Here is a 14,601-nt window from a genome sequence, read left to right as displayed (position 1 = left end):
AGACAAAAATATCAATTACAAGCTTTAAGTATTTTCTTTTATTCAACGTAAAATGCTGTTGCAACCGATCTCTCTCCATCCCATGCATTAGGAGAATTTATTACTTCATCTTTATAATACATTGTTGATGAATATCCGCCATCAAGTGCCCCTGCATTGATTGCTCCTCTATCCAACATTATTTGTTGTACATCATAAACGCTTGCACCAGGTGCTGTTATTTTTCTACCATCAATAACCAAAAAGATTACTGTTCCATCTTCTTTTTGACCAACGGCAGTTCTCGGATTTAGCCCATCAGACATTTTATCCTTTACTTGTGGCTTACCATTAATTATAATATTGGGACGTCTAAAGCACATTGCTTCTTTTACATCTAGTTTCTGTAATTCTTCTAATGTATGGTCGCCAACAATCAATTGACCTCCTTTTGTAAAAGCAATTACATTTTCAACATTATCTTTCTTTACATTAGTCTTTGGATATATAACTTTACCATCTGAAATTACAAATCCCCCTGGTTCTGCCCCTGTTCCTGCATAAAGAGTTCCGTCTGACGACTCATCTACAAAAGCTCCCCCATTAATAGCAGCAATTGCATTATGTTCCTCGGCCATTTCGCTCGTCTTTTGTCCTATTTTTCCTAGGTACTTTGTCATTGCGACTTTAACACCAAGCGGGTTTTTTATTTCTAAAACATATCCATTATATCTATCTGTATGTATATCGTACCTGGTGATTTCATTTCCACTAGTGTACTTAACTCTTATTTTATTAAGATCTGTTTCGCTTTTTTCAGCAACATTCTCTGTTACCTCGTTAACAGTATTATTTACTCCTAGAATCTTATTTATAGCATCTTGAGATAAAAAATCAGTTACCAGGTATGAATGTCTTGTTCCAAGAACAGTTGATATAACCACTTTCCTTGTATTTTCATATGGCCCCCAAAGTAACATAAGAGGAGTTGTTATTCCTAAAAATACAACAATATATATTATTGCCATCAAAAATACTACTGGTCTAAATTTCTTTTCATTTAGTTTTTCTTCTTCTGGATGATTACTTTGCGTGCTCATCTATTACCTCCTAATTTTCTACCCATCTACCTTTTTGCAAATTATCAATACATATACAATACACTGATAAATATACTTTTACAATAAGTTTATAACCTATTTGCTAAAATTATGTAAATAACTTATATTTTTTTAAAATTACGTCTTAAATCAAATGAATTATAACTTAAAAAAATAGCTGTGGGTCTTTCTCAGAAATATTTTGTCCATTCTTTCACTATCCCAATAACAACTTGATTTAGTAAAAATAGTACAAAATAGACCTGCGAAATACCTACAGCAATATTATGCAGTATAAACTGAATCTTATTTATTTTATTCTAATGTTAGTCCTACTTCATTAGGTACTCCTTGTTCTTCTACCTTCTCTTGCTTTTTCATATATGTTTTAACTTGATCTTCTAAATTTTTAAATGCTACTGATAACATCAGCTTAATTCTATTCAACTGATTTACATTTGAAGATCCTGGATCATAATCAATTGCTACAATATTTGAGCTTGGATATCTTTCTTTTAAAGTCTTGATCATTCCTTTTCCAGTCACATGGTTTGGTAAACATGCGAATGGTTGAAGGCAAACAATATTGCTCGCTCCACTTTCTATTAATTCTATCATCTCAGCAGTTAAGAACCAGCCTTCTCCTGTCTGATTTCCCAAAGATAATATAGGAGATGCCATATCAGCTAATTCTTTTATATGCTTAGGTTTATAAAATCTGCTGCTCTTTTCTAAAGATTTTTTCATAGTATTTCTATAGCTCTCCATATACATAATCGCTAAATTGCACAAATGTTGTGTAATTTTACTTCCTGCAAGATATCTAGCTTTAAAATCAGCATCAAAAGTTGAATAGAAGAAGAAATCTAAAAGATCAGGTACAACAGCTTCCGCTCCTTCATTTTCTAATATTCCTACTATATCGTTATTTGCTGTAGGATGAAATTTAACTAATATCTCCCCAACAACTCCAACTCTAGGTTTATTAATATTTAGTAATGGCAACGTATCAAAATCCTTAATAATCTCTTTTATATTATTATTAAATTCTCTCTTGCTTCCATTGATTAAATTAACCTTTACCTTCTCATTCCATTTTGCATGGAGTTCATTTGCAGAACCTTTAACTTTTTCATATGGTCTAGTTCTATACAAAACCCTCATAAATAAGTCCCCATAAACAAGTGCCATTATTGCTTTATTAAGAAGCTTCGTAGTAATTTTAAAACCTGGTTGTTGTTCAAGACCAACCGCATTTAAGGATATAATTGGAACCTGCTCAAATCCTGCATGTTTTAATGCCATCTTTAAAAAGCCAATATAGTTAGTCGCTCTACACCCGCCCCCGGTTTGAGTAATAATAACTGAAGTATTATTCAAATCATATTTACCTGATTTTAATGCTTCAATCATTTGCCCAACTACTATTATCGAAGGGTAACAAGCATCATTGTTGACATATTTTAATCCCTCATCAACCGCTTTCATATCCATTGATGGTAGAACTTCGATATTATATCCGGCTGCCCTTACCGCGGTTTCAATTAGCTCAAAATGTATCGGTGACATTTGCGGAGCTAATATTGTATGTTTTTTTCTCATTTCTGGTGTAAATACTGGATTTTTATAAACTATTTTTTCTTCAACAGGTTTATAATTCTTTCTTTCTCTTTCATCCATAGCGGCTTTTAATGATCTAATCCTTATTTTAGCCGCTCCTAAATTATTACCTTCATCTATTTTAAGAACAGTATATATCTTTCCTCTAGATGATATTATTTCTGAAACTTGATCTGTAGTAACAGCATCTAATCCACAACCAAAAGAGTTTAGTTGAATAATATCTACACAAGGCTCCTCTGCGACAAATGCTGCTGCTCTATACAATCTTGAATGATACATCCACTGATCAACAACTCTTAATTTATCCTTTAGCACACCTAAGTGTGATATACTATCTTCTGTTAATACTGCCATATCAAAGGAACTTATAATATCAGGAATTCCATGATTTATTTCCGGATCTACATGATAAGGTCTTCCACATAGAACTATTCCCTTTTTATTATTATTTCTCAAATAGTCTATTACTTCTTCACCTTTTCTCTGTATGTCCCTCTTGTAAGTTTCTCTTTCCAAGCTTGCTGCTTTTATAGCAGCTTTTGCCTCCTGCAATGTAACATTAAACATCTTAAATTCGTCTACAATACGTTTAGAAAGTTCCTTATCGTTATCCAAAGATAAAAACGGTTCAATAAAATTAATATTATTTAATTTCAGCTCATCCATATTATTTTTAATAGCCTCAGGATATGAAGTTACCATGGGACAATTGTAATTATTCTGAGCATCTTTAAATTCACTTTTTTCATATGATATGCATGGATAAAAAATGGTTTTAATCCCTCTATTTATCAAATTAATTATATGCCCATGCGCAAGTTTAGCTGGATAACAAGCTGATTCAGATGGAATTGTCTCTATTCCAAGTTCATATATTTTTTTACTTGAAGCAGCTGATAATTTTACACTAAAGCCTAAATTAGTTAGCAATGTAAACCAAAATGGATAGTTTTCATACATATTTAGTACTCTTGGAATTCCAATTGCACCACGCTTTGCTTCTTCCTCTTTAAGAGGCTTATAATTAAAAGTTCTTTTATACTTATATTCATATAAATTTGGTAATTTATTCTCCTTAGGCCTTTCTATTCCTAGACCTCTTTCACATCTATTCCCTGAAATATATTCTTCTTCCATAGAGAATTGATTTATAGTAAGCAGACAATTATTTCCGCATTTACCACATCTTCTAAATGAGGTTGTCATTTCGAATTCATCCACTCTATTTCTAGGTAATAAACTTGATTTTGTACCTTCAACATATCTTTCTTTTGCTATAAGCGCACATCCAAAAGCACCCATAAGACCTGCTATATCTGGTCTGACAGCTTCCCTGCCAGAGATAAGTTCAAAACTTCTAAGTACAGCTTCATTATAGAAAGTTCCACCTTGTACTATTACCTTTTCACCAATATCTTTTTCATCTCTTAATTTTATTACTTTAAATAAAGCATTTTTTATTACTGAATACGAAAGTCCTGCTGAAATGTCCGAAACTTCAGCTCCCTCCTTCTGGGATTGCTTAACTCTTGAGTTCATAAACACTGTACATCTTGAACCAAGGTCAACTGGAGCTTTTGAAAATAAAGCTTCTTTTGCAAAATTCTCTACCTTCATATCTAAAGATTTAGCAAAACTTTCAATAAATGATCCGCACCCAGAAGAACATGCTTCATTTAAAAGAATGCTATCTATAGCTCCATTTTTGATTTTCAGACATTTCATATCTTGTCCACCAATATCTAAAATGAAATCAACTCCTGGCAGGAAATAGTCCGAAGCTTTGTAATGAGCAATCGTTTCTATTTCTCCTATGTCTATATGAAGAGCTGCTTTAATCAAAGCTTCTCCATAGCCAGTAACAGCCGAATTCATAATCTCTACACTCTCAGGAATCTTTTTATATAAATCTTTTATAATTTCTACTACTTTCTTTAAAGGTTTTCCCTCATTACTTCCATAATAGGAGTATAAAAGTTCTGAATTTTCACTTATAAGTGCAACTTTAGTTGTTGTCGAACCTGCATCTATGCCTAAAAATGCTCTTCCTTTGTATTCTTTGATATCTAATCTTTTTACGACATTCTTATCGTGTCTATCTTTAAATTTTATATAATCCTCTTCATTCTTAAATAATGGTTCTAGTCTTGGCTCTGTATCATCTTTTATACTTGATATATCTGAAATCTTCTCAACAATCTTTCTTAGAGATGTTATTTTTTCCTTTTCTGACAATAATGCAGCGCCCATGGCAACAAAAAGTTGAGAATTTTCAGGAGCAATAATTTGTCCATCTTTTAAATTTAATGTTTCAATAAACCTCTGTCTAAGCTCCGATAAGAAGAATAATGGTCCCCCAAGAAACGCTACATTACCTCTAATAGGCTTACCACACGCAAGTCCCCCAATTGTTTGATTTACTACCGCTTGAAAAATAGACGCAGCAATATCGCTCTTCTTGGCTCCTTCATTAATTAACGGTTGTACATCCGTTTTAGCAAAAACACCACATCTTGATGCTATTGGATACAATACTTTATATTCCTTAGCATACTCGTTTAATCCCATTGCATCTGTATTTAATAGTATTGACATTTGATCTATGAAAGCTCCAGTTCCTCCTGCGCAGCTTCCATTCATTCTTTGCTCTATTCCACCTTTAAAGTATGTAATTTTAGCATCTTCACCACCAAGTTCAATCACAACATCAGTCTGTGGAATTATCGTTTCAACTGTTTTTGAACATGCAATTACTTCTTGCACAAATCCAAGATTCAACCATTTGGATACTGATAATCCCCCTGAGCCTGTAATGTTAATTTTACAATTAATGTCCCCTAATTCCTTATAACATTCATTTATTAAATCAATTATTGTACTTCTTATATCCGAAAAATGTCTCTTATATTCATTATATATTAAAATATTATCACTATTAAGAACTGCTAACTTTACAGTTGTTGATCCAATATCTAAACCAATTCTATAATTTATCATGTTTTATTATTCACCTACTCTGTTTTTTGCAATGTATAATACAATGCTATAAATTTAAAATATTTATAAATTATTCCATATGTATACTAATTTAAAGTTTTGTCAATAATTATAAAATGTTTAAGGTAATATTTACATTTTTATTTTTGGAGGTCACAAATGAATTATTTCAATGAAGGCAACAAATATTATAATTCTAAAGATTATGAAAGAGCTATAGATTGTTATAAAAAATCTGCATCTCAAAATCTAAATTCGGCTTGTTCATTTTATAATTGCGGCGTTTGTTTTATTAAATTAAAAAATTTTGACGATGCAATATTAATGTTAAATAAAGCAATTTCTATTAAACGTGAAAGTAAATATTTCTTTAATCTTGGGTACTGCTATGTTATGAAGGAATGCCTTGACACAGCCTTGAGGCACTTTAATTTAGCTTGGTCAATAGACCCCAATGATAAAGACTGTGAGAAAGCAATTAATCTTATAATTTCAAAATTATATAAGACAGCAACGTAAGTTTTTTACCATTCGCCAACAATTTCTTCAACATTATGATTTTTAAATAAGTTGGAATCAAAATAATTACCTCCATCATAGAAGGTTGAATCTACATTTATCCAAATATTTTCATCATTTAAATAAACTTGATTCCATGCATGCCCTACATACTGATGTCCATCAAATGCCTGTCCTCCTATTAACCTTACTTTGAGGTTTATAGCTCTTGACATAGCTACATAAAGACATGCTTTGTCAAAACATATTCCAGTTCTACCTTCAAAAGCATTGATTGCGCCACTTTCTGGCATCTGGCGAATGTCCTTTTCATATAAAACCTTATTGGCTTTATCATCATCATATTTTATGTTACTCCCTACCCAAGTGTATAGAATTCTTGCTCTCTCTCTATCACTTGTAGCATTTTGAGTTAACTCCTCTGCTTTATTATCAATATCTTCATTTGATTGTATTCCCTCATCAATTGTTACTCCATTATAAATTACTATTTCCTTAGAAGATCCATTTTTATTTAATTGCCTATTTGTAAAAAATTTTGTAAGTTGGCTTTTATTATATTTGCTCGTTGATTGTTCTTTAGTAATTTCATTTTCAGAAAATGAGTTTGTAGATTCTGAATTAAATAATATATTGGGAAGAACTAACATTCCAATTACTACGCTTATCTGAATACAGCCTGATATAACTCCAGTAATTATGAGTAAAAATTTATTTTCCTTCATAACTTTCCTCCACAGATAATTATCTTTGCCTTAGGCACATGAAAGAATTTGATTATGCCTTCTTCTAATTTATATTCTTATTATACCAAAAATAATATCACTGGCCATATTAAAAATACCATTCTATGTTTATATTATGGTAATACCTGTTATTCCTTATTATTCAAACTCCTCTAAAAGCATGATCTCCTTTACCACCTCATTGGTAATATCAGCTCCATATCCTTTTGAAATCAAGTATCTAAATAATTTACCAGAAATTTTATAATTGTCACTTTCTTTTCCTTTGATTAAATTAAGTTTTTTCTTTGCAATATTCAATGCAATATTTTTTTCATTCTCTTTGTCTAAATCATAAAGTTCTTCATCTATAATATCTCTGGAAACCCCTTTTTGAATCAAGGAATATTTAATTTTTTGGCTTCCCATTGATTTTAATTTGTCTTTTATAAAGGCTTTTGCATAATTTTTATCATTTAAGAAATTATATTTTGTTAAAAATTCTATGCTATAATCAATAGCATTTTCTTCGTATCCTTTTAATCTTAATTTATCTCTTATTTCTTTTTCTGTTTTATATGCCTTTTCAATACTTCGGAGTGCTGCTTCTTTACATCTAATGAAACTTTCATTTTCAGCTAATGATTTTATTTCTTCAAAATTTATTTCTTTATTTACTTTAAGACCTTCCTTATAAACCAGTTCTGCTGATATAGAGAAAGCATATTCATCATCTAAAAATAAATTAACTCTCTCTTTATTCCTCTTTTGAACTTCTATCTTTGTTATCTTAGCCATGATTATTTATTTTCACCTTTTTCTATAATTACATTTATTATAGGTTAATTTGATTTTAATATATGGATTGTTGGATTTTTTAAAACCTTTTTTCCCACTTCATTAATTTTAACTGTATCTACTGTATTTAATCTATGCATATCTTTAACAAATTCAAAAATATCCTCATCTTCCAAGGCTTGATGAAGCATATAATTACATAACTCTGAAGAATCTTCTAGTGTGGATATCACTGCCGTCTTATGGACTTTCTTCATTATATCTAAATCTTTTTCTCCAATTTGAATTTTTCCTTCAGTTATATTTTTTAATGTTTCATCAATTGCTTGCTTAGCTTCATCAACATTCTCTTCACTAACTGCAGTATATATATAAAGAGTTTTAATATTATTTGTAATTTCTAAATGAGTGTAAATATCATAAGCTAAGCCTCTATTTTCTCTAATTTCTCTAAATAGCAAGGAGTTTGAGCTCTCTCCAAGTCTGTGGTTCAGTATTCTTAATGGCAGCTCATCTGCTTTACTTATATCATTGAAAGTATATAGATATACTATAGTACTTTGTTCGATATCTTTTTTATAACTTATTTCTAATTTTTCCTCATTTTTTTCCTTTATGATATTAATAGGATCAGGTTTTTCTCCCTTCCATTCTTCAAAATGCATTTCTACTAATTTAATTGCATCCTCATGGTTTAATGATGAGACCATGGTTAATAAAGAATTTTTAGGAGTATAGTATTTATTATAATATGATAGTATCTCTGTTCTAGAAAATCTTGAAACATTTTCTTCAAGTCCAGTTACTTCATATTTAAGAGGACTATTATTGAACGCAATTTTATTTACATTTTTAAAGCTAAAGTCTTCAATATCGTCCTTACCCATTCTTATTTCAGATAGTATTACGCCTCTCTCCTTCTCTATCTCTTTTTTATCAAACGTTGGGTTTATTATCATATCCCCCAAAAGTTCTACTGCATTTTCAAACTCTTCCATCAAGCAACTTATAGTATATACAGTTGCATCATAATCTGTATACGCGTTATATTCGCCACCTAATGCTTCTAATTCTTCATTAAGTTCCTCATCACTTCTATTTTTTGTGCCTTTAAATAAAGCATGTTCAATAAAGTGACTAATTCCTTTTTCCTTTATACTTTCATATAGTGCTCCAACTTTAATCCCTATATTTATGGCAGCAAGCTGGGTATCCTTTTTTATAGTTATCACTTCTAGGCCATTTGTTAGAGTATGCCTTTTCACATCAAAATTTAATTTTACCATTCATTATTCTCCTAATTGTATCATTAATCTTTTGGCTTCGTAAGAAACTTTTTTATGTTCTTTCTAATAATTAATAAAAATCTCTTCCTTAACATTATATAATAAAATCTTTCTTCTATAATAATATCACAAGTTAAAAATATATTCCTATACTTTCTAATAAAATCATTACTATCGTGCTCCTTGTCATAAGCGTTTCTTATTTTTAGCCTGGAATATATTTTTTTATCTTGCAATCAATTATAATATCTATAAGAAAGTATATTAATTAAATTGCAAAATTATATTATAATTTAATTAATGTCAAAGTATATGTCAAATCTAAATAAATAATTTATAATTAAAATCATTATTGTTTATATATGTAAAAAACTAAATACTTAAAGCTTTATAAATAGATAGTTGTAATATATTTGCCTTATTTATAGGTTATTATTAATATAAGAAAATTTTTATTATATTTAATGAATTTTACATATTTAATTAGAAAATATAGATTTATTATTATATTGTTTATTTCAAAATAAGGAGATGAGTTGCAATGAGAAAATCCATCTTAATTGTAGAAGATGAATTAAGAATTAGATTTTTACTTAGAGATTACTTAATGAAAGAAGATTTTAACGTTTTTGAAGCATCAAATGGTGAAGAAGGCTTATACATGTTTAGCACTCAAAAAATTGATTTAGTGCTTTTAGATATAATGATGCCTGTTATGGATGGGTTAACAATGCTTGAAAAATTAAGAGAAGTTTCAACAGTTCCTGTGATTCTTCTTACTGCTAAAGGTGAGGAAGAAGATAAATTACAAGGATATGACTACGGTGCCGATGATTATATGACAAAACCCTTCAGTCCTAAAATTGTAATCGCCAAAGTTAAAGCCTTGCTAAAGAGGACCAGAGATGACTTAGACTCAAGCTCTCAGGACTTTAATGGTCTAACTGTCAATAAGCTTTCTCACGAAGTAAAAATTGATGGAAAAGAAGTTATATTATCACCAAAAGAATATGAACTTTTAATATACTTAATTACAAATGAAGGAATTGCATTAAGCAGAGATAATATTTTAGATAATGTATGGGGAGTGGACTACTATGGTGACATCCGTACAGTTGATACCAATGTTAAAAGGCTTAGAGAAAAATTATTAGACAAAGCCAACTATATAATTACGGTTCGTGGCAGTGGATATAAATTCGAGGTAAAAGAATGAAAAAAAGTTTATCAAAAAGATTATTTAGCATAACTTTATCGCTAATTATTGCGCTAATGTATATGACTTATTTGGCACAAGCATTTTTCTTTGAAAATTTTTATTCTTATAAAAAAACTGTATCATTAATTAGAGAAGTAAATAAATTTAATGATTTATATTCAATGCATATCGATAGTGATCAGGCTTTATACAAGGCTCTTCAAAAATTTGAAGATGACAATAATGCTAAAATTGTTATTACTTCATTAAATGGAGATATTAAGTATATTTCAAATAATATTTATGGCAATAAAGAAAGCTTTGATAGCTTTACTAATTTTGCTTCAGAACTAGTAAATGATAAAGACTTAATAAACCAAGCCCTTAAATACTCTCAGCCAAGATATAAAAGTTTTGATAATGAAAGCAGTGGACTAAAAAAAATTGGAGTAGTAAGCCCAATGTCCTTAATGAATAAAAATGATAGTCTTATCTTTTGTGTATCTTCTATTCAACCAATACAAGAAGCTTCAGAAGTAATGAGTGAGTTCTTTATATACCTATTTTTAGGCTTAATTGTTATCTCAGTAGTATTATCATTAATTTGTTCTAATTTAATATCTAAACCCCTAGTAAATTTAACTCATGCTGCAAATAAAATATCTCATATGAACTTTACTGAAGTTTGTGAAACTAAAAGAGAAGATGAGATAGGAAGCCTTGCTAAATCTTTAAACTTTTTGTCCAAAAATCTTCAGGATGCTCTATTAGATTTACAACAAAAAAATTCAAAATTAGAACATGATATTGAAAAAGAAAGACAACTAGAGGATATGAGAAAAGATTTTATTTCTAATGTCAGTCATGAACTTAAAACTCCTATCGGCATAATCGAGGGGTATGCCGAAGGTCTTAAAGATGGAATTGTATCTGGCGATGATGCCAAAATGTATTTGGAAACTATAATTGATGAATCTAAAAAAATGAGTGTATTAGTTACCAATATGTTAGAGCTTTCAAAACTCGAGTCTGGTACTATAAAACCAAATTATGAAGATTTCAACATAAATAGATTAATTACAAAAATATTAAAGAAACATACACCAGAATTTGAAGAAAATAAATTTAATGTGAAATTTAATTCCTCTACTCCTTATAGTTACGTTTATGCAGATCCATTTCAAATGGAGCAAGTCTTAACAAATATTATAACTAATGCAATTAAATATACTCCTCCACGTAATGATATAAATATATCAATTGAAGAAGGTTTGGATAAATTTAAAATATCTGTTCAAAATATGGGGGTTACTATTCCTGATGCAGAAATAAGCAAGCTTTTTGATAAGTTCTATAGAATGGATAAATCTAGGGAAAGAACTCAAAAAAATAGCACAGGAATAGGCTTATCAATAGTAAAGAATATATTACGCCTTCATAATAGCGAATTTAATTTACAGAACATAAATGGAGGAGTAGAATTTTACTTTTATTTAGAAAAAATTGTATCATCAGAAGAAAATGAAGAATATTAAAGAAAACCACCGTCTGCTCTGATAATTTGTCCCGTAATATATGACGAATCATCACTGCATAGAAATACTGCTAGTTTTCCTATTTCACTAGGAACTCCAAATCTTCCTAGTGGAATTTCTTCTTCTAAGGATTTCCTTTCTTCTTCTCCTAAGAATGAATTCATCTTAGTATCTATAACTCCTGGTGAGATGCAATTTACTCTTATGTTTGAAGGGGCTACTTCCTTCGCTAAAGCTTTTGTGAATAAATTCAAACCACCTTTTGTAGTTGAATATAACACTTCACAAGAAGCACCTACTTCCCCCCACATTGAAGAAATATTTATTATGTTCCCACTTTTTCTTGAAATCATATTTTCAAGCACATGTCTTGTTATATAGACGGCACCTAACAAATTAATATTCATAATTTGTTGAATATCATCCTCTGTGGCATCTATAAATAATCCTATTTGACTTATTGCTGCATTATTTATTAGTATATCTATTTTTCCCATAGACACTAAGATTTCTTGAACTATTTCCTTACACTTTTCAAAAGACGATATATCACCTTTTATTATAATTCCATATCCATTTATTTTTTTTATTTCTTCAAGTGTCTCTTTAGCTCCTTCATCATCTTTAGAATAATTAATTACTACACTTGCGCCTTGCTTTGAAAGCTCAATAGCAATGGCTCTTCCGATTCCTCTTGATGCACCTGTAACCAATGCAACCTTACCAGTTAATCTATTCATAATTTCTAGAGAGATATAAAACCTATCCGTTAAATCTCTCCTAAAACTCACCTCTTTTTCTCTTATACTTATATATTAATTATTTTAACGTCTCTTTAAAAACCCTAATTGCATTTTTAAAAAATATCTTTTCAATTTCAGATTCTTTGAAATTATTTTTCTCAAGAGCACTATATAATTTATCAAATTCTGAAGCATCTTTAATTTCAACTTCATTGTGTATACCATCAAAGTCACTTCCAAGTGCTAATATATCTATTCCTCCAACATTTCTTATGTGTTTTATATGAGACAACATTTCATCTATTGTAGCTGTGCTTTTATTTCCCAGAAAATCCGCACAAAAATTCAATCCCATTATCCCGCCTTTTTCAGCTAATAATTTTATCATATTATCATCTAGATTCCTAGGATGATTTGTAATAGCCCTTGCATTAGAATGAGATGCTATAAATGGCTTTTCACAAATCTTAGTCATATCATAAAACCCAGCATCAGATAAATGTGAAACGTCTGGTATTATCCCTAAACTCTCACATGCTTCAACCACCTCTATTCCTTTGCTCGTTAGTCCATTGTTCCTATATGCGTAGTTAAAATTAGGATATCCTAATTGATTCTTAAAATTCCAAGTTATTGTTAGTATCCTTATTCCTTTTTCATAGACTTTCTTTAAATTTTCTATGCTTCCTTTAATAACTTCCCCTTCTTCAATTGAAAAAAATGCTCCTATTTTCCCTAAAGCTTCTGCTTCTCTTAATTCTTTTATATTTCTTACAATTTCAACTTCATTTTTATTATCTTCAATTTCTATTATAAATCTATTATAAATTTTTAGAAATTCCTCATATGGGTCTTCATTTAATTCTTGGTTTACAAAAAAAGCCAAGACTTGCCCTAAACTTCCGCCTTTTTTTAAATTCGTTATATTAGAACTGCATAGTTCACTTTTAAAATCCAGATTATCATAAAATATTTTACTTGCTGTATCACAATGCAAGTCTATAAACTTCATTTTCATTCCTCCTAACTCGTAACATTTTTCTATAATAATTGTCTTGCAAAATCAAAATATTTTTGTAATTTTTCCGGTCCTCCAGTTACCGTTTTGTTGATATACAAAATATCTTTATTAACCTCAACCTGCCATTTAACTAAAGAAATTTCACCATTAGTTAATTCAATACACGTTACTGCTGATGGAAATACACAACATCCATCATTAAAGTAAAGACCTTCATCGGGTTCAGGAAAAATATCATTATGCGTATGTCCACAAATAAGTATCTTTTTTTCTCTTCTCGCTACTTTTTCAAGCATATGATCTATTTTAGTACCTTTATTATAATTATTAGCTGGACTTGTTGGAGACTTAAAACCAGCGACTCCCTCTAAAAATCTCCATACATATCTTACTAAAAATCTGCTTTCCTTCCATAAGTCGCAATTAATAAAATCAACTTGATGACCATGAAATGCTAGTATATCTTCTTTTAAAGGCATATATCTTAGTATAACACTTTCATAAAATGTAACATCTGTATAAAGGCTAATCATTTCACGTCCAAATCCACCACCTGCATTTTCAAATAACTGCTCCTGCCTTTTTATATATTCTGGATTCGATTTAACTATGTCATGATTTCCAAAAACTAGACATAAACGATTATCGTAATTAAAATCATTTAAAATAGCAAAGATATCTTTATACATATATGCGATATCTAAACAGTCTTTATTTTTCCATAATTCATCTCCATCGCCTAGTTCAATTAAAGTATATCCATTTTCATAATAAAATCCAAGGGCCGCTTTATAAATATTTCTATTTTGTCTTAAAGAATCTGCATATCCTCCATCTCCTCTATGAGAGTCACTTATTATAACTATTTTAGAAGAATTATCAAATTCAATAATATTTGCTTTCTTCATTAACTTACTAATAAAATTCTTATCTTTACTACAATGTTCACTCATACAACAGCAACTCCATATAATTTATATTAATTCTATTCATTATATGAAGATTTAGTTAGAGTTGATATTTTATATATTATTAATTAAAAAATAAAAAGATGAAGATAATCTTTAAATCAACTCC

11 protein-coding genes are annotated in these 14,601 nt (G+C 29.6%); 3 read left to right on the top strand and 8 right to left on the bottom strand.

Annotation, left to right across the window (positions count from 1 at the left end):
- Nucleotides 1-38: 38 nt before the first annotated feature.
- Together D2A34_RS10540 and D2A34_RS10535 are read right to left on the bottom strand one after the other, a co-directional pair.
- Nucleotides 39-1,079 carry a phosphodiester glycosidase family protein gene (locus D2A34_RS10540; protein ID WP_119366579.1) on the bottom strand — a complete coding sequence of 347 codons (1,041 nt, stop codon included), beginning with the start codon at nucleotides 1,077-1,079 and terminating at the stop codon, nucleotides 39-41.
- A 315-nt stretch (nucleotides 1,080-1,394) separates the two neighbouring features.
- Entirely contained in the window at nucleotides 1,395-5,699 is a 4,305-nt protein-coding gene (locus D2A34_RS10535) for a 2-hydroxyacyl-CoA dehydratase (protein WP_119366578.1), read from the bottom strand.
- A 159-nt stretch (nucleotides 5,700-5,858) separates the two neighbouring features.
- Between D2A34_RS10535 and D2A34_RS10530 the strand changes: the two genes are divergently transcribed.
- A complete protein-coding gene (locus D2A34_RS10530; RefSeq protein ID WP_079439719.1) occupies nucleotides 5,859-6,218 on the top strand; it encodes a tetratricopeptide repeat protein in 360 nt (119 codons plus the stop codon).
- 5 nt (nucleotides 6,219-6,223) lie between these two features.
- Here D2A34_RS10530 and D2A34_RS10525 read toward each other — a convergent pair whose 3' ends face one another.
- The 3 genes from D2A34_RS10525 to D2A34_RS10515 all read right to left on the bottom strand — a co-directional run bounded on the left by D2A34_RS10525 (nucleotide 6,224) and on the right by D2A34_RS10515 (nucleotide 9,027).
- On the bottom strand, nucleotides 6,224-6,943 hold the full coding sequence (locus D2A34_RS10525) for a transglutaminase-like domain-containing protein (RefSeq protein ID WP_079439721.1): 720 nt from the start codon (nucleotides 6,941-6,943) through the stop codon (nucleotides 6,224-6,226).
- Nucleotides 6,944-7,102: 159 nt separating this feature from the next.
- Nucleotides 7,103-7,741 carry a recombination regulator RecX gene (recX, locus tag D2A34_RS10520; RefSeq protein ID WP_079439723.1) on the bottom strand — a complete coding sequence of 213 codons (639 nt, stop codon included), beginning with the start codon at nucleotides 7,739-7,741 and terminating at the stop codon, nucleotides 7,103-7,105.
- Nucleotides 7,742-7,785: 44 nt separating this feature from the next.
- Nucleotides 7,786-9,027 carry a M16 family metallopeptidase gene (locus D2A34_RS10515; RefSeq protein WP_079439726.1) on the bottom strand — a complete coding sequence of 414 codons (1,242 nt, stop codon included), beginning with the start codon at nucleotides 9,025-9,027 and terminating at the stop codon, nucleotides 7,786-7,788.
- 541 nt (nucleotides 9,028-9,568) lie between these two features.
- Here D2A34_RS10515 and D2A34_RS10510 point away from each other — a divergent pair.
- Together D2A34_RS10510 and D2A34_RS10505 are read left to right on the top strand one after the other, a co-directional pair.
- Complete coding sequence (locus D2A34_RS10510) at nucleotides 9,569-10,243, top strand: response regulator transcription factor (RefSeq protein WP_079439729.1); 675 nt, start codon at nucleotides 9,569-9,571, stop codon at nucleotides 10,241-10,243.
- The gene (locus D2A34_RS10505) at nucleotides 10,240-11,760 is read left to right on the top strand and encodes a HAMP domain-containing sensor histidine kinase (protein ID WP_119366577.1); all 1,521 of its coding nucleotides are present in this window, start codon (nucleotides 10,240-10,242) and stop codon (nucleotides 11,758-11,760) included. Before D2A34_RS10510 ends, D2A34_RS10505 begins: the two co-directional genes overlap by 4 nt.
- Here D2A34_RS10505 and ymfI read toward each other — a convergent pair.
- The 3 genes from ymfI to D2A34_RS10490 form a co-directional block, all read right to left on the bottom strand.
- The gene (ymfI, locus tag D2A34_RS10500) at nucleotides 11,757-12,500 is read right to left on the bottom strand and encodes an elongation factor P 5-aminopentanone reductase (RefSeq protein ID WP_119366678.1); all 744 of its coding nucleotides are present in this window, start codon (nucleotides 12,498-12,500) and stop codon (nucleotides 11,757-11,759) included. The two genes, D2A34_RS10505 and ymfI, sit on opposite strands and share 4 nt — an antisense overlap.
- A gap of 79 nt (nucleotides 12,501-12,579) precedes the next feature.
- Entirely contained in the window at nucleotides 12,580-13,515 is a 936-nt protein-coding gene (locus D2A34_RS10495; RefSeq protein ID WP_119366576.1) for a dipeptidase, read from the bottom strand.
- A gap of 29 nt (nucleotides 13,516-13,544) precedes the next feature.
- Complete coding sequence (locus tag D2A34_RS10490; RefSeq protein WP_079439751.1) at nucleotides 13,545-14,477, bottom strand: metallophosphoesterase; 933 nt, start codon at nucleotides 14,475-14,477, stop codon at nucleotides 13,545-13,547.
- Nucleotides 14,478-14,601 lie beyond the last annotated feature (124 nt).

The sequence above is a fragment of the Clostridium chromiireducens genome, assembly GCF_003575225.1.
GTDB classification, from domain to species: domain Bacteria; phylum Bacillota; class Clostridia; order Clostridiales; family Clostridiaceae; genus Clostridium; species Clostridium chromiireducens.
The sequence above is the reverse complement of the archived record's forward strand: the minus strand, read 5'-3'. Positions and strand labels throughout refer to the sequence as shown.